Origin of the sequence: Paenibacillus sp. CAA11 (assembly GCF_003060825.1) — a bacterium.
GTDB lineage: Bacteria > Bacillota > Bacilli > Paenibacillales > Paenibacillaceae > Fontibacillus.
Genome location: NZ_CP028922.1, coordinates 2,551,479 through 2,571,353 on the forward strand (window position 1 = coordinate 2,551,479; position 19,875 = coordinate 2,571,353).

Here is a 19,875-nt window from a genome sequence, read left to right on the forward strand (position 1 = left end):
TACAGGCTGATATTTCTCTCCTGGCTCCTTTGATCCTTAAGACGGCATCAGACTTTCGCTTTCCTTGAAGTCCGCTTCGTGCTCTGAGCTGGCTTATCCGCAGCTTTCGCAGCGGCTGAAGTTGCTCTCCCCTGCTTCTTCCAAATCGTCACACTAAGCGGAGCAAGGGACAGCTCTATACTGTGCGTCTGATCGTGCCAAGCAAGCTTTTCGGCCTTGATTGCGGCCTGATGCACACGTCCAGATCCACCGTATTCAAGCTGATCGCTGTTAAACACTTCTTCGTAATTCCCCGGTCTTGGCACACCAATGCGGTAGCGTTCTCTTGTGACAGGCTGAAAATTAATGACCACAAGCAAGGTGTCTCCAGGCTTTCTCCCTTTCCGCATAAAGGCAATGACGCTTTGCCTTGCATCATGCGGCGTCAACCACTGGAACCCATCCATGGAATGGTCAAGCTCCCAAAGCGCCTTCTCCTTGAGGTAGAAATGATTCAGGGCCGCTGAGTAATCCTGCAGCTTCCGGTGTGACTCATATTCGAGAAGGAACCAGTCAAGCTGTCCCTGGTCCCGCCATTCAATGAATTGACCAAATTCGCCTCCCATAAAGAGCAAACTCTTCCCCGGAGAGGTAAGCTGGTAAGCAAGCAGAACCCGAAGACCTGCAAATTTCTCCTCATAGCTGCCCGGCATCTTATCCAGCAGTGATTTCTTCCCATGCACTACTTCATCGTGAGACAAGGGTAGCGTGAAGTTCTCGGAGTAGGCGTAGACAATGGGAAACGTGAGAAGATTATGCTTCTCAGGACGATGATAAAAAGGGGTTTCTATGTACTCCAGCGTGTCGTTCATCCATCCCATATTCCACTTATAGTTAAAACCTAGTCCTCCCTCATGAACCGGAGCCGTTACAAGCGGCCATGCACTGGATTCCTCCGCCATCATCAGGGCATGAGGATGGTATTCAAAGACCCGGCTGTTCAGCTCCTGAAGAAAAGAAATCGCTTCGAGATTCTCGATTCCGCCATGGAGATTGCGCCGATATTGACCTTCAGACTTCTCAAAGTCCAGTCGGATCATACTGGTTACAGCGTCTACCCGCAACCCGTCGAAATGATACATATCCATCCAGTACAGCGCGTTAGAGATCAGGAACGATCTTACCTCTGGCTTACTGAAGTCGAAGCTCAGCGTGCCCCAACCTGGCTTATCTGCAAGAAGCGGATCTCCGTACTCGAAGAGTGGTGTCCCATCAAATAGTCGAAGACCATGGCTGTCTCGGGTAAAGTGACCCGGTACCCAATCCAGCACAACTCCAATTCCTGCCTGATGGCATTGATCCACAAAATACATCAGGTCTTTGGGCTGTCCGTAGCGGCTTGTCGGAGCAAAATACCCGGTCGCCTGATAACCCCATGATAAATCGTATGGATGTTCGGTTAACGGCATGATCTCAATATGGGTATAGCCCATCTTTTGCACATAAGGAATCAGCTCATCTGCCATTTCGCGGTACGTATAGAAGGAACCGTCTTCCTTCTGTTTCCAAGTTCCAAAATGAATTTCATAAATATTAAGCGGCTTCTGATAAGGAGCTCTCTGCTTCCGTCTCCAAATCCCGTCATTCCACTTATAGTCATCGACCGAGGCCACAACAGATGCGGTTGCAGGACGAACTTCTGCGCTAAAGCCGTAAGGATCTGCCTTTAAGAAGACGGCGCCATCAGGACCCATGATTTCATACTTGTAAAATGTTCCTTCTTCAATATCAGGGAAAAAACGACTCCAAATTCCCGAATCGGGTATCTTATATAATAAATCACTCTCTCCCCTCCAACCGTTCCAATCCGAAGCAATTCCGACCCGCTGCGCATGCGGTGCCCATACCGTAAAGCGAACGCCGCGGCGTCCTTCTTCTTCACATAGATGAGCTCCGAACGAACGGTAGCTGCGGCATAATGTACCTTCATGGAAGAGGTAGATATCTTGGGCCGAAATTCCGGCTTTCGGCTCATTCATATGCAGTTCTGGCAATTCATCACACCCTTTTTAAAGATGATTCACTTAGTCCATTACCCCATTATTTCAATTTTGAACAGCGAAAATGCCGCTGAAAAATAAAAATGTAATTTTTCAGTTAATTCCCAATAAACTGGTTTCAACAACAGTATATCTCGTTTATGTATAGACTACACTGACAAATTCATTGGGAGGGAAACGACATGAGTAAAAAGGAATGTATTGCCATGCTGTTGGCGGGAGGGGAAGGTCGCAGACTGTCTCCGCTTACGTCAAAGCAAGCGAAACCGGCCGTGCCGTTTGGCGGTCACTATCGTATTATCGATTTTCCTCTCAGCAACTGCGTGAATTCCGGAATCGATACGATCGGCGTATTAACCCAATATGAAGCAGAGTCCCTGCATAATCACATTGGAGATGGATCGGCTTGGGGACTCGGACGCAGCGAGACTGGAGGCATTGCTTTGCTTCCATCTTACAATACAGGTTCTGATGAGTATTTAGGCACCGCTGATGCCATTTATAAGAATATCGAATACATTGATTCCTATGCTCCGGAGAATGTCCTCATCTTGTCCGGGGACCATATTTACCATATGGATTATCGCGAGGTACTTGATTTCCATGTGAACTCGCAGGCCTCTGCAACGATCTCCGTGATGCCCGTTCCTTGGGAAGAGGCTCATCGCTTTGGCGTTATGGTTGCAGACGATAACTTCAAAATTACAGAATTTGAAGAAAAGCCGGAAAGTCCGAAGAGTAACCTGGCTTCCATGGGCATTTATATGTTCAGATGGGACTTCCTGAAGAAGCATCTGCTGATGGATGCTGCAAACGAAAGCTCCAGTCATGACTTCGGCAAAGATGTTATTCCTGCCATGCTGGCTGGCGATCTCCCGCTCTATGCCTACCCGTTCAAGGGCTACTGGAGAGATGTCGGCACAGTCTCCAGCCTGTGGGAGGCCCATATGGATATTCTAGCCGAGGATTCTGACTGGAAGCTCCACAATCCAAGCTGGCCAATGTACACCAACGAATGGGAGACCACGCTTAACGAGACGAAATTCCGCGGAATTCCTGCGAAGGGGTCCATGATCCATGATACTTGTGCTTTAGAAGGGTATGCAGAGCGCTCTGTTATCTTTGGAGGTACAGAGATTGGGCGGTTTGCCAAGATCAAAGATAGTGTGGTTATGCCAAATGCCAAGATTGGACGGAACGTACTCATCGAATGTGCGATCATTGGAGAAGGAGCCGTTATTAAGGATGGGGCAGTCATCAAGGGAGCCGCGAACGAAGTCATCGTGATCGGACCGAATGAGACCGTTCTGGCTAAGCCTGCCGTTCGTCCTCAGCCTTCCCGTATGCTTAAAGAAGTGTATGACAAGTCCACCAGATTGCGTGCTGGAGGCATGTCTTCTTAAACTAATATATGAATCGAGTAGGAGGCTATTCATTAGATGAGTAGCCGACCTCTCACACCACCGTACGTACCGTTCGGTATACGGCGGTTCAACCGCATAAGTGCAATTTACGTAAACGCTCGTATTGCGCAGGAAAGTCATAATATCCTGCCTGTACGAGCTTTTTGTTTGTTATGGAACGAGACAACACTGGACTTCCGGCGATGCGCCAGTACCCGAGACGGGAATTGCCCCACTGGTAAGCCTGCCATTCCGGTATCCCCAGCTTCCGCAGGTTTTGTACTTTTGTTCGCGGCTTTTTCCACTGTTTCCAGATGTACATCCGCAGTCGTCTTCGCAACCATTCGCTCCAGCTTTGCAGGATCCGTTTCATGTCGGCCACATAGTAGTAACCAATCCATCCCCGAATGTAGACTTTTACCTTTTCCATGACTTGGCGAACATTTCTGCCCTGGCTGCGACTTGTGAGTTCTTTCAACTTCTTCTTCGCTTTTGCGAGGGATTGTCCATGGGCACGGATATACATGCCGTTCTTGTTCTTTCCCAGGGCAAAGCCGAGAAATTTGAAGTGCTTTCGAGCCACTACGCTACCGACCTTACTTTTCTGCGTATTGATCTGGAGTCTCAGTTTGGTCTCCAGGTACTTTCCGCAGGATTCCAGTAGCCGCACCGCTGCCCGTTTGCTTTTGGCAAGCACCACAATATCGTCCGCATAGCGGATGACGTTCACTCCGCGGCCTTTCATCTCTTGGTCAAATTCGTTCAGGTAGATGTTCGCCAGAAGCGGCGACAGGGGGCCTCCCTGAGGGGAGCCTTCTTCTGTTTTGCAGTGCACCCCGTTCTCCATAACCCCACTTTTCAGGTATCTCTTAATCAGTTCGGTTACGCGTCTGTCCTGAATTTGTTTGCGCAAAAGATGCATAAGCAGCTCATGATTCAGCGTGTCGAAGTATTTGGAGAGGTCGATTTCTACTGCGTAGCCGTATCCCTGTTCTGCATAGTCTTTCACCTTGCGAATGGCCTGTTGTGCGCTCCGACCGGGGCGGTAGCCATAGCTTCCCTCCGAGAAGAGCGGCTCGAACAGGGGCTGGAGCTGCTGGGCGACTGCCTGCTGAATCACTCGGTCTACGACCGTGGGTATGCCAAGCTTCCGTACTCCGCTTCCATCTGCTTTGGGAATTTCCTTGCGCCGTACTGGGCTGGGCTTGTATCTGCCTTCCCGGATCTTTTGCAACAGCTCGTCTCTATGTTCCTGCAGCCAGGGTAGCGCGTCTTCTACGGTCATTCCGTCGATTCCTGGCGCTCCATGGTTGCGTTTGACCTGTTTGTAGGCTCTGTTCAGATTGTCTCTGTCCAGAATCTGCTCCAGCAGGTCTGTTGCACCGCCTCTTTCTTTACGTTCCCGAGTACCGGCGCTCCGCACTCCCGCATGCTCTTCGCGTTCCACGCTATCCCTTTGCAGGTAGCCCTTTCGGTATTCTGCTTTCATCGCGTCAGCTCTCCTTTCGGTATGTACTCGAGACTTACGATTGTTCGGCCCTTCCCCGAAAAAAAAACCTTCCGGGTACTATGGCCTCTGCTGACTTCTCACAGCAAGCTTTACTCCGTCTTTCGGTTTTTTTTTCCTACTTGTCGTCTGTGAGACCTCCCCGGGTAAGAGCGATAACCTTCCCCTCATCTATCTGCCACATTTACACCATGGGATTCGGGCAGTATTGGACTTTGCTTTGTAGTGCAAGCTCGTCCGTCCCATGATGCCTTCTATGTGATTTCTGTTCGTCAGACCGAGGGTTTGCCTCCGGCTTCCTTCAGATTCCGCCTCGCGGCGGACACCCTTGCCTTCAGCTAACAGTTCCTACTGCCAAGCCTGTAGCGGACTTTCACCGCCGAGTTATCGCCCATGCCGGGCGCACACTAAGAGCGGACCTTATGGGTCCGCTCTTTAACATTTTTGAATAGATATGCTATTGATATAAGTTCCAGCTGTTGCGGTCGATGCTCATAAGAAGAAGCTCTTCTTCCTTGTCTCCGAACTGGACAGTCATACGTTGGTCATCCTGCTCTTGCAGTCCTGCTGAGTGAAAGGATCGGATTGCGCGCTGATTCCATGCAAAGACACGTAGAGATATCTTATTCAGCTTAAGGATGTCGAAGGCGATGCGCAGCATCTCGCGGACCATGCGCTCCCCAAGTCCTTTTCCCCGAAAAGCCGCACTGCCGATAATAACCTTTCCGATCCAGCCTTCCCCTGTCTCGCGATTTAGATCCTCCAGGCTAATGTGACCGATTCGCTGGCCGCTTGCACGATGGATCACCGTATAGATGAGCCGATCGGATTTCCAAGGGAAGTTGGCTCCTGATAGGTATTCATCCAGCTGTTCATCTTGAAGCGGGTACTGCCAGTGTGGACCGGCCCATCCCAACAGAAACTCAGGAGAACCCGCCCATTGCTGAATCGCATCATAATCCCATTTGCCAAAATACACAAAATCGAGATCATCTTCTTCTTGGCCTGTCGTAAACCATTCATATAAGTTAAACTGGCGGTCTCCGTTATAACGAGTAGCCATGTAGCGGAACCCTAAGCTTTGATATAGCAGGTTCAAGTTCAAATTGGTGGATACGCAGTCCAATCTAATTCCCTTTTTCCCATCCTCCAGGGTTTTCTGAATCGCCCATTTCATCATCTGTTCCGACAATCCCATTCTCCGATACTTCGTTCGAACGTTAAGGCGATGCAGATAATAATAATCAGGATCGTTCATTTCCCCCCAATAGGAAGGATCGCTCTCCTGCAAAGTAAACATCGCAGCAGGCTCATCCCCAGCAAACCCAAGGAAAATACGTCTGGAATCAAAATAGGAAGATACTTCCTCTCTAGTAAAACTCTCTGGACGCCATTGGTCGATGCCCTTCTGCACCATCCAATTCGCCGCTTCCACCAGCAGTTCACGGACGGCATCAGCATCCGAAGGCTTTGCTTCTCTTATGATCAACGAAGGGACATCAATCTCTGTCTCCCATTCATCTTGCCAGTCACTCATGCCTGTCCCTCCTCTTCTGCAGTCATGTGTTGTCCGCCTGAGATTTGCTTAGAATGATCTGTCTGGTCGGTCTCCTCAGTACCTTTATAGAGAGGTAACTTTACAATCACTCTTGTGCCAACACCCAGCTCGCTCTGCATATCCATGATTCCCTTATGGAGCTCCACGAGTTGCTGAGTGATAGCAAGGCCAAGGCCTGTGCCCCCACCCTGGTGATTCACCTGGAAGAAGCGGTCTTTCACCTTCCGCAAGTGTTCTTCACTAATGCCAATTCCGGTGTCAGTCACTTCGGCCACCCCATACTCGCCCTCAGTCCGGATAGTCAGTGCAATAGTCGAGTTCTCATGCGAGAACTTGGTCGCATTATCCACCAGGTTGAGAAAGACCTGCTTGAGACGGTTAGGATCTCCATATACCCTGACTGGCTCCCCCGTCTGATTATCTAGCTGAAGCTGGATCTGCTTCTGTTCGGCTTTTACCCATACATTCAGCATGGTCTCTTGAAGAATTTCTACTAAATTCACATCGGATAGCACCAGCTTCATCTCATTCTGCTGCAGCTTCGAGAAGTCGAGCATTTCTTCCACCAGGCCGATCAGTCTATCGGTCTCTTTAGCAATAATCTGCATTCCAAGCTTCGTCTCTTCCGGATCGAACCCGCCAGAGGTCAAAGTTTCGCTCCATCCTTTAATTCCTGTCAAGGGGGTACGAAGCTCATGCGAAATGGATGTAATGAAATCATCCTTAATCTGATTGCTTCTTACGATTTCCTGAGCCATAAAGTTCAGTGTAGAGGCAAGCTGCCCCAACTCATATTTGTAGTCCCCTTTTACCCGAACATCAAACTTGCCCCTCGCCATCTGAGAGGAAACCGCCTGTATATTGTTGATTGGCTTCACAATGGAATTGGCCAGACCCATACTAAACAGAAGCACAACCGTTAACACAGCAACACCAACGCCGGAGGATACTAAAGAAATGTTCAGGACTTTGGCATTCACCTTGTCCAATGAGGTGACGTAACGAACGATATATTTAACTTCTCCGCTGACCTCGAACGGACTGGATACAGCCATAACCGATTCGCCGGTTCCCGGCTGACGGCCGATCCATTTGCTGATATTTCCCGCTAGCGCCTGGGGAACATCACTCGTCTGTATCGGTTTATCCACGATAAAGTTGGTGCTGTTTATAAGCACATGCCCCTCCCGATCAAGAATTTGCAGCTCGGCGTACTTTGAGCTATAGCTTTGGAGCATGACCGGCAAATAGTCCGAATCCTTATCCGAGCTGACTTTAAGTACGGTCTCAAAGTAACGATCAGCCGTTTCGATGTCACTCTTAAGCGTGTCATAGACACTATCGTAGTAGTATGTCCGGATGGCAAAAAGAAAGATGATTTCCACCATCAGCAGCGTAACAAACACTACAATAAAGTAGTGCAGCACGATCTGCCGGCCGATCCCTTTCTTAATCATTGTCCCTCGCCTTTCCACTTATAACCGTGTCCCCATACGGTTTGTAAAAAGGCCGGTTCGGAGGGGTTACTCTCAATCTTTTGGCGGAGTCTGCGGATATTCACATCGACAATTTTAGGGTCGCCCATATATTCCTTGCCCCATACATGATCCAGCAGAACATCGCGGCTCAGCGGCGTATTTTCCTTCTCCAGGAAATACTGAATCAGTGAGAATTCGGTCGGCGTCAGCTCAATTGGCTGTCCATTCTTTTTGAACTGCTTCGTAATCAAATCCAGGGTGAACGGTCCGGAGGCGAATGAAACCTTAGCGCTGCTCTCCCGATAGACATTTACGCGTCTAAGAAGAGACTGGATGCGAGCAATAAGCTCTGTCGGACTGAACGGCTTGCTTACATGATCATCCGCACCCACAGACAAAGCATACACCTTGTCCTGCTCCTGTACTTTTGCCGTCAAAAATATGATGCCGATCCGCTCATTGGTCTCCCGAACTCTGCGGCAAACCTCAAAGCCGTCTATCCCCGGAACCATGACATCAAGCAGTGCAATATCAATGTCGGGTACGCTTGTCAGCTTGCTCAGCGCCTCATTGCCGTCAGCTGCCTCCAGAACTTCAAAGCCGTTGCGCTTCAGATTGATGACAATAAAACTGCGAATGGACTCTTCATCTTCCAAAATCAATACTTTACTCAAACTAACCCTTCCTTTCCTAAGGTGTACGATCAGCGTTTGACCTCTTTCTCGCTTTTGCCCACCTTCAACTCGTATTTACTACGGTAACCGATCACTTTGTCATTGGTTCGGCTCAGCTCTTTCCAATCCTCACGGGCCCGATCCCACTGGGATAGGGTGAAGAACTTGATCTCGGTCACAGTCTCTCCATTGTCAATCCGTACAAACTTCAAATACTGATCCTTCTCAGACTTAGTATCTACTGTTATATTACCGTTCAGCTCACTCGGGAACGTGTAATAGAATCGTCCCTCTTGATCCATGTACTGCTGCATTACAAATTTCAATCCCTGTTTCTCATCATATTGGAAGTAGGAGAAGAACCACGGAATATCATCGAAAGAAAATCCATCCCATCCTTGGGGCTTCTGCTGGATGCCAATTTCCAGAATGCCATCCCGGTTCACATCACCACTAGAAATTATAAAGTCCTTCAGCGCCGCATCTTGAGAAAGCTTCTGAACAAGCTTTCCCTTCTCCATCACTACAAGAATAGAATAGGCGGAGTGCTGGGCCAAGGAAGCATCTAGAATAATTCCCCGCTGCTTGCCTTCTGAGATTCTTCCGGACACCACATTATAGTAATCATTCACATTTGCATCCAGCTCAAGCTGGTCAAGCTGTACAAATGAACCGTCCTTATACTGATATGTGGTTAGTGTTGAATATTCATTCTTCTGGAATGTAAGTATGGAGATATCCATCTGCCCATCCCCATTGAGGTCGTCAATGACATAGTGCGTATATGGCAGCACCAGCGCTTTCTCCACGGTCTTGTTATGGAAGGAATATATAGTCAGGCCTTGCTGCACCTGCTTATCCGAATTTGAATAGCCAACGACAATTTCCGTCTTTCCGTCATTCTTCAAATCACGCAGATCAACCGACTCAAGAACCTGGCCTTCAACATCGAAATTAGTAACGGCTGTCCATGTATCTCCTTCGGTCGTGAAAATAACACCGTGAATACGAACCGCATCATCCGGGGTTTCGTAAAAAACAACAGCCTCGGACTTCCCATCATTATCCAAGTCCCTGACACGGATTGAGCTTGCATCGCCCAGCTCACGGGGCTTGATGATCGAACCGCCGTTAGGAAGCCGGCTTAAGTAAGCGTTGACTACACTCTTCAGCGATTCTTTATCTGATGATAGTAATGGTGGTGATATCAGCTGCTTTGGATCCTGAATAAAAGTACAGCCGCTGAGCAATACAATCGTAAAACAGGAGGTGACCATAAGCAGCCGTTTTAAGCTTTTCAAGTACAGCCCCTCTTTTCGTCTTAAATGGAATTCTTCTCGGCACTTGTCAGTCTTCTTCCTGTAATGTCCCACAATAACCGCCCTTCTTTGATTCCCCACAATCTTGTGCACCAGCGTTCTGCCAAGTCAACCGGAAGCACGGTAATTACAGTCTTCCCCTTGTTCTGACAAAGCGATTTCAGCTCGGACAGCACTTTATCTGCAGTCTGCGGGTCCAGGCCGACTACCGGTTCATCTGCGGCAAGAACGTTTGCTCCGTGCACCAGCGCCCGGCTAATCGCTACGCGCTGCTTCTCGCCACCGCTAAGCTTCCCCGCAGGCAGCTTGGCTTTATCCAGCAAGCCAAACCGCTCCAGCTCATCCATAGCCCCCATGTAATCATCGGAGCGAACCATCCCCGTCAGTCTACGCCACCAAGGCGTTTGTCCCTTTTGACCGATCAGTACATTCTTAAGTGCTGTCTTCTCTCCATACAACTCGGGATTCTGCTCTAAATAAGCAAACTGGGATCTATATTTCATAGAGGCTCGCCCGCCTCCATTAATGATAATCTGCTCATCCATCTTAAACGTACCGCTTGTCCAGCTCTCACGCAGTGAGAGGCACCGAAGCAGCATACTTTTGCCGCCACCGCTTGGCCCCACTACGCCAACAAATTCACCCTGCTCAAATTCAAGATGAATATCCTTCAGTACCGTCTTCTTATCCTCTGGCAATGTAAGACTCAGATCTTTAATGATGAACATAGCTAATCTCCTTCTCTCCCGCCATCTCTACTCTTTAGTGTAGGGTAAAAAGTGCATAAAATCCATGCGAACAATCGTTCTTATTCTTGGCTAGCTGACTTCCTTCTTGAGAGAAAACCGGATGCGGCGAAAAGCGCATAAGAAGCTCCCATAAAGATGAACAAGCTGCTCGCTGCCCCAAGTTCCATCGCGGCTCCGCTCAAATTAGGACCGACAATGGAGCCTATGCTGAAATGGAACGAAGCAATTACATTTGCCGCTGGAAGCAATCCCTTCGGAAGAATATCTGCCGCATAGGCAAGTCCCAGGGAGAAAAACGAACCGACCAGCCCGCCGGCTACCATAAAGACGGCCAGTAAGGCCCCCATATGGGTACCGCACAAAGGCACTATAAGAAACAGAATTCCACCAAGCATCCCGGCAGCCATGAGCACTTTCTTCCGGCCAATCCGGTCACTCAGCAGTCCCAGTGGAAGCTGGAGAATGAGCCCCCCAACGCCAAAGAACGGCAAGAGGGTCGAAATTTCACTCGGACTAAGACCGATCCGAAGTCCATAGATTGGAAAGCTGCCGTTCATTCCGGCCTCTAAATAACCATATAAAAGTGCCGGAATAAGCGCAAACCAGGCCATACGGTAAATCGCCATATATTTTCTATGACCCTGCTCAGCTCCAGGTTGCTGCTTCTCCGGAAACGCCGCCCGCAATTTGAAGCAGACAATGAGAAGCATAATCAGGATGAAAATCGCTAATAATGCAAAAGGAGCCATATGTCCAAAATGAAGGAGCTTAATGCCTAGCGGGCCTGCGCTGAAGCCTAGCCCATAGAACATGCCATAGAGTGAGATAATTTTTCCCCGCTGGGCAGGCGGGGTAACCAGCAGCAGCCACAGCTGTGCGGCAAAGTTAATTGCACTGTCACCTATACCTACAATCAACCGCAGAATAAACCAAAGACTTAGATTCGTAAACAATGGGAAAAGAGGAAGCGCTACCGTCACCATCACCAAACCGACAATTAACAGCTTTTTAAAGCCCATTCGATCCAGCAGCCGCTCGGCCACCAGCGACATGGCGAAGGAGCCGATATAGAGAGCCGTTGCATGCAGGCCATTGACCGATGAGGATATCCCCCTCTCCTCCATAAATATAGATAAAACCGGAAGTAACAGCCCTTGGCTAAGCCCTGCCACCACCACAATAGAGATAAGAATAAACACAGGAGCCTTGGCGCTTTTTGTAAGCGAAGATGTAATTGACAACATAATTCCTCCAAATCTTCCATACCAAAATAGATGCTACCAGAATGTGATATGCTCAAACTAAGACATTATAGTGGACAACAGAGCTTCCTACAAGCCATAATGGAAAAAGAATGCAGTGCTTTTTTAGGAGGTTAACTCTTATATGTCCTTTAAATTGAACATAGATGCTTCACCGATTTACGAGCTTCTCAGCAGCTTCATGATTTACACCACCAGACGCTGGATTGCTAATCTGGATCTCACTTCAGCATGGATTGACGACATCGAAGCCCTGCTTGAGCCTGGTGAGCTTGAAGTTCTTCAACCTGCGGCCCAGTGGCCATTCAGCGATTACGATATTCTCTTCGCATGGGCCATCCATAGACAAGCCGGGGTTTCTGTTGAAAAATTTTTGGATGACTTGGAGCATACTCCAGCCGCTGAGCTGACTGAGCGGATCTCTACCTTGCTCCCAAGCTTGACTGCAAAAGAGGCGGAAATGATCCGCTCCCGTTATTTGCCTCTGCTTCGCCTATGGCATACCCGCTATTTTTCCGGCATAGCCCGCGAGATGGAGACGGCTCTTCTTGAAGATGCCGAGGACAAGCGTTCGCTCCTGTCCAAGATGGAGCCTTCAGCCTTTATAGAGTATGCTACAGGCGGGCTCGTTATGGATGCCAAACTGCACATGAAAGAGGTCATTTTGCTCCCGACAGTTCATTTTAAGCCGCTGAACACTTACTGCTTCTATAACGAACTGTTGTGCATTCAATACCCGCTCGATGAATCTGAACCCAGTGGCAAGGAACCTCCAAGCATCCTGCTTAGACTCACCCAGGCGCTTGCCTCATCAGAAAGACTGCGCCTGCTGCGCATTGTCGCGGAAGGCCCTAAAACCTTGGACGAAATTCAGGCCGCCGCTTATATGCCTGAAGAGCTTGTCCGGCAGCATCTGATGCAGCTGCGTTCCGCGGGACTCCTGCGCATTCATCTGGAGGGACCGGACAGCGAACGAATCGGCATACGCCGCGATGGGGCCGCCGAGCTGCAAATTTTCTTGGAAACCTATATTGGTTTGTAATTGAAACCGTGCAAAGTGGAAAGGCAAACTGAAGGAGTGAACACCCGTTTTGAAAACAACAGGATTAAAACAACAAATTATTTTTGATATGGATGATACGCTTGTGTACTGCAACAAATATTTCGATCAGGTGCTTGCAGAATTCGCAAACCAACTGCAGGAATGGTTTGGCGCCGAGCGGCTATCCGAACAAGACATACGCTCCAAGCAAATCGAAATCGACGTAGCCGGCGTTCATCAAATCGGCTTTACCAGCTCTCATTTTCCTCAATCCTTGGTCGATACGTACCGTTATTTTTCACATGCACTGAACCGCCCGGCAAACGATCTCGAAGAGCTTAGGCTCACCAAGCTAGGCTTAAGCGTCTATGAACAGAAGGTGGAGCCTTACCCCGGAATGGTAGAAACCCTGGAAATTCTAAGCCATCAAGGGCATGAGCTGTTCTTATACACCGGAGGTGAGAACGAAATCCAGCAACGCAAGATCGATCAGATGAAACTGAGCGCATATTTCAAAGACCGGATTTATATCCGGAGGCATAAGAATGTTCAGGCGCTGGAGGAGATTTTAGGTTTCCATTCTTTTGACCGCAATGTAACTTGGATGATCGGCAACAGCCTGCGCACTGACATTGAGCCTGCCCTACAGGCAGGCATCAACACCATATATATTAAGCGTCCCGATGAATGGGTCTACAATATGATCGAACTCAAGAACAACCCGGATGCAGTTATGTACACTGTCTCTTCCCTGGAAGAAGTTCCGGGGATTATTGCAGAGCATATGTCTCTTAAAGCTTTCAAACGGACCCTCTGAGGGTCCGTTTGTGTTTTTTTGTGCAACATTTAACTTCGTTCGAGAGCGAGCTTCCCACTGGCCTTATCCGTCAAAATAATCCGGGCCTTATAATCACCGGAGGCCGAATCTTTGAAGGTGAGCAGCTGGGTGTTACCCTTTGTCAGCAAAGCCGTCAGCATCGTCTCAGTAATCCGCTTGCCAGCGAATTCCTTCCAGATCACAAAACCGCAGCCCTGCTTAAAATGAGTGCAGCCATATCCCTTCTTCCCTTCAATCATCTGCCCCCCGCAGCCTTCTCTTGGACAGGACCCTAACAACTTACGTTCGGAAGAAGATGAAGAGTTCCTCCCTGCGGTATTACGGGGCATAGATTTCTGTTCTCCTTCTGAACGCTGTCTTCCCGCACTGCTCCTGGCCCTGCCGCGCCCGGATGGCTTCTCCTTGGCAGAGGCTTCAAATAGGGAAGCATCCGCCTTCGGCTGGGTGCGAACCTTCTCGATAATGGAAACGGTGAACCTCTTCACATTCTCCATGAATTTATCGCCGCCCGCTTCCCCTTTCGAGATCTGGTACAACCTGCGTTCCCACTGGCCCGTCATTTCCGGCGAGGTTAGCAGTTCAACACCGGCATGCCGAATCAGCTCGATCGCAGCTCTCCCCTTCGTCGTAACGGTAATCTTCTTACCCTGCATAGAGATGTAGCCGACCTTCTTCAGGCGCTCAATCGTAGCTGCTCGGGTGGCAGGTGTACCTAATCCCGCATCCTTCATTACCTCACGCAGCTCCTCATTTTCCAGCTGCTTGCCGGCACTTTCCATAGCTTTGAGCAGCGTGCCTTCCGTATAAGCTTTAGGAGGCTTGGTCGCCTTCTCTTTCGCTTCCGCTGCCGTACATTTTACCGGAAGATTTCGCTCCAGCGAGAAAGGATCGCTAACCAGCTCTTCGTCCTCCTCGTCGTCCTTCTTCCTGCCCCGACTTCCGGATTTGGCTCCGCCTGAAGTCTCCTCTGTACTCTGACATACCTTCCAGCCCAGAGACAGGAGCTCCTTAACATTCGTCTTGAACCGCTCCTTCTCCACTTCGGTCATGACGGTATGCTGCTTGTATTCTGCTGGCGGATAGAAGTGCGATAGGAATCTTCGGATGACAAGGTCATATAAATTTTGCTCATCCTTGCTCAGGGTGCCCGGCCGCTTCAGCGTGGGCAGGATCGCATGGTGGTCTTCCACACGCTCAGGGTTACAAACAGACTTATTCCCTTTATGCACCCTGCGTGAATCGGCGCCATTAGCCAAATCCCGATAATCGGTAGATTTCAGCATATGGAGCGCCTTCTGCATGCCGTCGATATTTTGCTCGGTAACATAGTTGGAGTTCGTCCGGGGATATGAGATGACCTTATGCTTCTCATACAAAGCTTGAGCAAGATCCAAGGTCTTCTTGGCGGAGTAGCCGTACTTGGCGTTAGCCTCCCGCTGAAGCAAGGTTAAGTCATACAGTTTAAAAGGATATTCCTTCGTTTCTTTCACTTCATACTCTACAATCCGTCCTTCTTGACCGTTAACCTTGTCCGCTATAGCTGCAGCTTTCTGCGGATCAGTTAATCGGTCACCCTGCCAGGTTCCGCTGTACTTCCGGTCATTCTGGTTAAATGCCGCCTTTACCTCATAGAAGGTCTGAGATTCAAAGGACTCTATCTCCTTCTGACGGTCGTAAATGAGCGCCAGCACGGGAGTCTGAACTCGTCCTACGGACAGCAGCTCCCGGTGCTTGGTCGTAAACGCTCTGGACGCATTCATCCCAATCAGCCAATCCGCCTCACTGCGGGCACGTGCAGCGAGCGTCAAATTGTCAAACTCCCGGCTGTCTCTTAGACTTTCAAATCCCTTGGCAATACTCTCCGCCGTCAGATCTGATATCCACAGCCGGCGAACCGGCTGCGTTAACTTTAACTGCTGCTGAATGAGTGCAAAAATATACTGCCCCTCCCGCCCGGCATCACAGGCATTAACGATCTTGTCACACCGTTTGGACAGCTCTCCAATCGTCTTTAGCTGGTCCTTTGTCTTAGGATTGGGAACGATCTTAAAGCTCTCAGGCAGAATTGGCAGGTCTGAGAAATTCCATCTCTTATATTTCGGATCATATGCATCTGGCTCAGCCAATCCGAGCAAATGGCCAATCGCCCAGGTGATGATATAATTCTCACCCTCTAAATAGGAACGGTTATTCTTCGCCCGCGGTTCAATCACAGCGCTAATCGTCCGGCCCATATCTGGCTTCTCGGCAATAACGAGCGTTTTCAAACAAACTTCCCCTCTTTCGCTTGTCCACAGAAGAGGACTTTCGCCAACAAGCGCGAAAGTCCTCTTCTGCCATGCTTATAACACTACTATATCACAATTCTGCCGAACCCGGCTAAACCTTAGGAGGCCTCATTTTGACCATTCACTACTCTAAGGCCTACTCTTCTTTTCTAAACTCTATGTAGTCTACCTTCTGCAAATTAACAACAAACAGCTTATTCTCACCTGTAGTCGTTTTGAAGGCACCGGGTTCCCCTGCTTTAAAGGCCTCGTAAAACACCTCTGAGAACTCCTCGATCGTCTCATCAATCTCGGCTTCCGTCATTCTGAACTCCTGCTTGATCTCTACCTCTTTCTTACCGCCCCCGGTAAAGTAAAAATCAAAAAATAGTCTCATATCACGACCTCCTCCTCCATTAGACTTTGAATGATTCTTCTATATAGATTGATCTAAAGTTTTACATTGACCTTTCTATTTATATTAATACGGCCCTATAACATTCATCGCTTTAGTTCATTCTATATAACTAACAAAGCTTGTGCCCCCTCCCAGCAGCTGCCTTCATGACGTCTGGTATGGAAAAAGCACAAGCTTAGTAATCATATGAAAAATTAATAGGACTTAGACCAAAACCGTAGCGCCTGTCAAAAATTTGTCAACCTCACGAGCGGCTTCGCGTCCCTCGTGAATTGCCCAAACTACAAGACTCTGGCCGCGGCGCATATCTCCAGCTGCGAACACTTTGTCCACGCTGGTCTTAAATTTACCGTATCCCGCTTTCACATTGGTCCGGCGATCCGTTGCAAGACCCAGCTGTTCCACCAAAGTTTGCTCCGGTCCGTCAAAACCAATGGCGATCAGCGCTAGCTGAGCTGGGAAAACCCGTTCAGTCCCTGGGACAGGCTGATAAATCTTGCGTCCGGTCTCATCAACGGTACGCTGAATTTGAATGGTATGCAGCTCCTTGAGATTGCCATTCTCATCCCCAACAAATTTAGTAGTCATAATAGAGAACTCACGCGGATCTTCACCATAAAGTGCTTTGGCCTCTTCCTGCGCATAATCCAATGTGTACACGTTCGGGAATTGCGGCCAAGGATTCTGAACCTGGTCCCGCTCGAGTGGAGCCTTGGCATGTGTACCGAACTGGGTAACACTGCGGCAGCCATGGCGAAGCGCTGTAGCTACACAGTCTGAACCAGTGTCTCCGCCTCCGATCACAATGACATCTTTGTCCTTGGCAGACAAGTAGCTGCCATCTTCCAGACCGCTGTCAAGGTAACTCTTAATCGTGCCGTTCAGATAAGGCATTGCATACTGCACCCCGTTCAAGTCACTGCCTTCAATATTGAATTCACGCGGTTTGGTTGCGCCTCCGCACAGTACAACCGCATCAAATTCATCCACCAGCTGCTTCGCAGGTATATCTTTGCCGATCTCCGTATTTGTGATGAACTTAACTCCTTCAGCAGCCAGCAAACCTACTCTGCGCTGAACTACAGCCTTGTCAAGCTTCATCGTAGGGATACCGTAAGTAAGCAGTCCGCCAATCCGGTCCGCTCTCTCATAGACGGTTACCTCGTGACCAGCTTTATTCAGCTGTGCTGCACAGGCGAGACCAGCAGGTCCAGAGCCGACCACGGCCACTCTTCGGCCCGTCCGTTTCTCAGGCGGGTTAGGCACGACCCATCCCTCTTCGAATCCTTTATCAATAATCGCTTGTTCAATTGTCTTAATCGTAACAGGCTGTCCAATCAAGCCTACTGTACATGAGCCCTCGCAAGGCGCCGGACAGACACGTCCAGTAAATTCCGGAAAGTTGTTCGTCTTATGCAGACGATCAAGCGCTTCCTTCCACTGATTACGGTAAACTAGATTATTCCACTCTGGAATCAGATTGTGTACAGGACATCCCGAGGTTCCTCCCGTCATATCCATGCCTGTATGGCAATAAGGGGTACCGCAATCCATACAACGGGCTCCCTGCGTACGCAGTTCTTCTTCCGACATATGTTTGTGGAATTCTTCCCAGTCTTTAATCCGTTCCAATGGACTCCGATCTGCTGGCAGCTGGCGCTTGTATTCCATAAAACCCGTTGGTGTAGACATTTACTTTCCCCCATCTCTCTTGCTTGTTTACTGATCTGGTGTCGATGTTTCAAATAGTTTAGCACCTGCGAAGAGCTTAGTTTAATGGACTATTCCATTAAATATTTGCACTATTATACATATTAAAAAATTCGATCATACGTTAAAAATCTGTAATCATAGGGATTTTTCTCATCACGAACTCCCTGTTTTTCATCCGTAAGCTCAAATTTTGAGAGGTCAAAATCAGGCATCACCACATCGCCTTCAATCTCTTCATTGATGAGAGTCACTAGGAGACGGTCCGCCAAAGGCAGGAATAGCAAGAAAATTTCACTTCCGCCAATGATCATGACCTCCTGCTCCTTGCTTAATTCCAGAACCTGTTCTATGGAATAAATTGCTTCAGCGCCTTTCGGCTTAAACGCTTTATCGCGGGTAAGCACCAGGTTTGTACGGTTTGGCAGTGGTTTGCTTCCCATTGACTCCCATGTCTTACGCCCCATTACGATGATTTTGCCTGTGGTTTGCGCTTTAAAAAAGGCTAAATCCGAAGGCAGTCTCCAAGGAAGCTTATTATCGCGCCCGATCACGCGGTTTTTGGCCATGGCCCATATCAGAGTGAGGCTCATAGTCATCTCTCCTCCACATCAAAGTATCAACCCATCATTAAATGGCTATCGGGGCCTTAATGCCAGGGTGATGCTGATAGTTTACAAACTCAAAGTCCTCATATTTATAATCGAAAATAGAATCCGGTTTCCGATTGATTTTTAACTCTGGCAAATCATAAGGTTCACGGGCTAGCTGGGTCTTCACCTGCTCCAAATGATTGCTATATATATGCACGTCTCCTCCAGACCAAATTAGCTCACCGACCTCCAGTTCACATTGCTGAGCTATCATATGGGTGAGCAAAGCATAACTCGCAATATTAAAAGGCAGGCCTAGGAACGTATCAACGGAGCGCATATTGAACATACAAGATAACTTCCCATCGGCCACATAGAATTGGAAAGCAAAATGGCATGGCGGCAGCTGCATCCGATCTACTTCCGCAACATTCCATGCGCTGACCAGATGGCGTCTAGATTCAGGGTTACGCTTAATTGAATCGATCACTTTTGTAATCTGATCAATAACCTCTCCATTAGCTCCTTGCCACGAACGCCACTGTGAGCCGTACACCGGTCCCAAATTGCCATTCTCATCTGCCCATTCATCCCAAATGGTAACCCCGTTTTCTTGGAGATACGCAATATTGGTCTCACCGCTGAGGAACCACAGCAACTCATGAATGACTGATTTAAGATGGATTCGCTTCGTGGTAATCAGCGGGAATCCTTTAGCAAGATCAAATCTCAGCTGGCGGCCGAATACGGAAATTGTTCCCGTACCAGTTCGATCTCCTCTTTCGGTCCCATGTTCCAGAATATCTTCAAGTAAATTCAAATAGTTTCTCACGTTACACCTCATCCGACTAAAATAGCATTGTAAAGCAGTTTATCGTTAATTATAACAAAGTATGTGACATTTATATATACAGCCTCTGAACAGAAAAAGGCAGGCACACTGATAAGCAATTCCTATTGGTAACCTACCAGATTTTAAATAAAAAAAACAAGCAAAGGCGCAGCAGCACCTTTGCTT

Annotated in this window: 16 protein-coding genes; 3 read left to right on the plus strand and 13 right to left on the minus strand. The window is 48.6% G+C overall.

From position 1 onward, the window contains the following. Positions 1-47: 47 nt before the first annotated feature. Positions 48-2,018, minus strand: a complete 1,971-nt coding sequence (glgB, locus tag DCC85_RS11770; protein ID WP_108467833.1) for a 1,4-alpha-glucan branching protein GlgB — start codon at positions 2,016-2,018, stop codon at positions 48-50. Positions 2,019-2,221: 203 nt separating this feature from the next. Here glgB and DCC85_RS11775 point away from each other — a divergent pair, with 203 nt between their 5' ends. Next, a complete protein-coding gene (locus DCC85_RS11775) occupies positions 2,222-3,442 on the plus strand; it encodes a glucose-1-phosphate adenylyltransferase (protein WP_108465763.1) in 1,221 nt (406 codons plus the stop codon). Positions 3,443-3,530: 88 nt separating this feature from the next. Here the strand turns inward: DCC85_RS11775 and ltrA are convergent, their stop codons facing one another. From ltrA to DCC85_RS11810, 7 genes are all read right to left on the minus strand, one after another. Beyond that, complete coding sequence (gene ltrA / locus DCC85_RS11780) at positions 3,531-4,931, minus strand: group II intron reverse transcriptase/maturase (protein ID WP_108463800.1); 1,401 nt, start codon at positions 4,929-4,931, stop codon at positions 3,531-3,533. 475 nt (positions 4,932-5,406) lie between these two features. Then, on the minus strand, positions 5,407-6,486 hold the full coding sequence (locus DCC85_RS11785) for a GNAT family N-acetyltransferase (RefSeq protein ID WP_108465764.1): 1,080 nt from the start codon (positions 6,484-6,486) through the stop codon (positions 5,407-5,409). Beyond that, complete coding sequence (locus tag DCC85_RS11790; RefSeq protein WP_108465765.1) at positions 6,483-7,964, minus strand: sensor histidine kinase; 1,482 nt, start codon at positions 7,962-7,964, stop codon at positions 6,483-6,485. Before DCC85_RS11790 ends, DCC85_RS11785 begins: the two co-directional genes overlap by 4 nt. Continuing rightward, the gene (locus DCC85_RS11795; RefSeq protein WP_108465766.1) at positions 7,961-8,659 is read right to left on the minus strand and encodes a response regulator transcription factor; all 699 of its coding nucleotides are present in this window, start codon (positions 8,657-8,659) and stop codon (positions 7,961-7,963) included. The genes DCC85_RS11790 and DCC85_RS11795 overlap by 4 nt, the downstream gene beginning before the upstream one ends. A gap of 29 nt (positions 8,660-8,688) precedes the next feature. Beyond that, the gene (locus DCC85_RS11800; protein ID WP_234414148.1) at positions 8,689-9,960 is read right to left on the minus strand and encodes a hypothetical protein; all 1,272 of its coding nucleotides are present in this window, start codon (positions 9,958-9,960) and stop codon (positions 8,689-8,691) included. A 20-nt stretch (positions 9,961-9,980) separates the two neighbouring features. Then, positions 9,981-10,706, minus strand: a complete 726-nt coding sequence (locus DCC85_RS11805) for a phosphonate ABC transporter ATP-binding protein (RefSeq protein ID WP_108465767.1) — start codon at positions 10,704-10,706, stop codon at positions 9,981-9,983. A gap of 80 nt (positions 10,707-10,786) precedes the next feature. Next, positions 10,787-11,971: an MFS transporter gene (locus DCC85_RS11810; RefSeq protein ID WP_108465768.1), complete on the minus strand. Its 1,185-nt coding sequence runs from the start codon at positions 11,969-11,971 to the stop codon at positions 10,787-10,789. 142 nt (positions 11,972-12,113) lie between these two features. On the opposite strand from DCC85_RS11810, the gene DCC85_RS11815 reads away from it, so the two are divergent. Together DCC85_RS11815 and DCC85_RS11820 are read left to right on the plus strand one after the other, a co-directional pair. Further along, positions 12,114-13,031, plus strand: coding sequence for an ArsR family transcriptional regulator (locus DCC85_RS11815; RefSeq protein ID WP_108465769.1), 918 nt, complete (start codon positions 12,114-12,116; stop codon positions 13,029-13,031). 88 nt (positions 13,032-13,119) lie between these two features. Then, positions 13,120-13,848 carry an HAD family hydrolase gene (locus DCC85_RS11820; protein WP_108467835.1) on the plus strand — a complete coding sequence of 243 codons (729 nt, stop codon included), beginning with the start codon at positions 13,120-13,122 and terminating at the stop codon, positions 13,846-13,848. 29 nt (positions 13,849-13,877) lie between these two features. Here the strand turns inward: DCC85_RS11820 and DCC85_RS11825 are convergent, their stop codons facing one another. From DCC85_RS11825 to thyA, 5 genes are all read right to left on the minus strand, one after another. Then, positions 13,878-16,136: a type IA DNA topoisomerase gene (locus DCC85_RS11825; RefSeq protein ID WP_108465770.1), complete on the minus strand. Its 2,259-nt coding sequence runs from the start codon at positions 16,134-16,136 to the stop codon at positions 13,878-13,880. Between the two features lie 157 nt (positions 16,137-16,293). Continuing rightward, a complete protein-coding gene (locus DCC85_RS11830) occupies positions 16,294-16,533 on the minus strand; it encodes a hypothetical protein (RefSeq protein ID WP_108465771.1) in 240 nt (79 codons plus the stop codon). Between the two features lie 225 nt (positions 16,534-16,758). Next, positions 16,759-18,246, minus strand: coding sequence for a glutamate synthase subunit beta (locus tag DCC85_RS11835; protein WP_108465772.1), 1,488 nt, complete (start codon positions 18,244-18,246; stop codon positions 16,759-16,761). Between the two features lie 122 nt (positions 18,247-18,368). Continuing rightward, entirely contained in the window at positions 18,369-18,857 is a 489-nt protein-coding gene (locus tag DCC85_RS11840) for a dihydrofolate reductase (protein WP_108465773.1), read from the minus strand. A 37-nt stretch (positions 18,858-18,894) separates the two neighbouring features. Then, positions 18,895-19,689, minus strand: a complete 795-nt coding sequence (gene thyA / locus DCC85_RS11845) for a thymidylate synthase (RefSeq protein ID WP_108465774.1) — start codon at positions 19,687-19,689, stop codon at positions 18,895-18,897. Between the last annotated feature and the right edge of the window lie 186 nt (positions 19,690-19,875).

Coding starts and splice junctions, on each gene's coding strand:
- ltrA (WP_108463800.1), bottom strand. CDS start 4,931: ATGAAAGCAGAATACCGAAAGGGCTACCTGCAAAGGGATAGCGTGGAA.
- DCC85_RS11775 (WP_108465763.1), top strand. CDS start 2,222: ATGAGTAAAAAGGAATGTATTGCCATGCTGTTGGCGGGAGGGGAAGGT.
- glgB (WP_108467833.1), bottom strand. CDS start 2,018: ATGAATGAGCCGAAAGCCGGAATTTCGGCCCAAGATATCTACCTCTTC.
- DCC85_RS11835 (WP_108465772.1), bottom strand. CDS start 18,246: ATGTCTACACCAACGGGTTTTATGGAATACAAGCGCCAGCTGCCAGCA.
- DCC85_RS11815 (WP_108465769.1), top strand. CDS start 12,114: ATGTCCTTTAAATTGAACATAGATGCTTCACCGATTTACGAGCTTCTC.
- DCC85_RS11830 (WP_108465771.1), bottom strand. CDS start 16,533: ATGAGACTATTTTTTGATTTTTACTTTACCGGGGGCGGTAAGAAAGAG.
- DCC85_RS11840 (WP_108465773.1), bottom strand. CDS start 18,857: ATGAGCCTCACTCTGATATGGGCCATGGCCAAAAACCGCGTGATCGGG.
- DCC85_RS11790 (WP_108465765.1), bottom strand. CDS start 7,964: ATGATTAAGAAAGGGATCGGCCGGCAGATCGTGCTGCACTACTTTATT.
- DCC85_RS11805 (WP_108465767.1), bottom strand. CDS start 10,706: ATGTTCATCATTAAAGATCTGAGTCTTACATTGCCAGAGGATAAGAAG.
- DCC85_RS11785 (WP_108465764.1), bottom strand. CDS start 6,486: ATGAGTGACTGGCAAGATGAATGGGAGACAGAGATTGATGTCCCTTCG.
- DCC85_RS11820 (WP_108467835.1), top strand. CDS start 13,120: ATGGATGATACGCTTGTGTACTGCAACAAATATTTCGATCAGGTGCTT.
- DCC85_RS11810 (WP_108465768.1), bottom strand. CDS start 11,971: ATGTTGTCAATTACATCTTCGCTTACAAAAAGCGCCAAGGCTCCTGTG.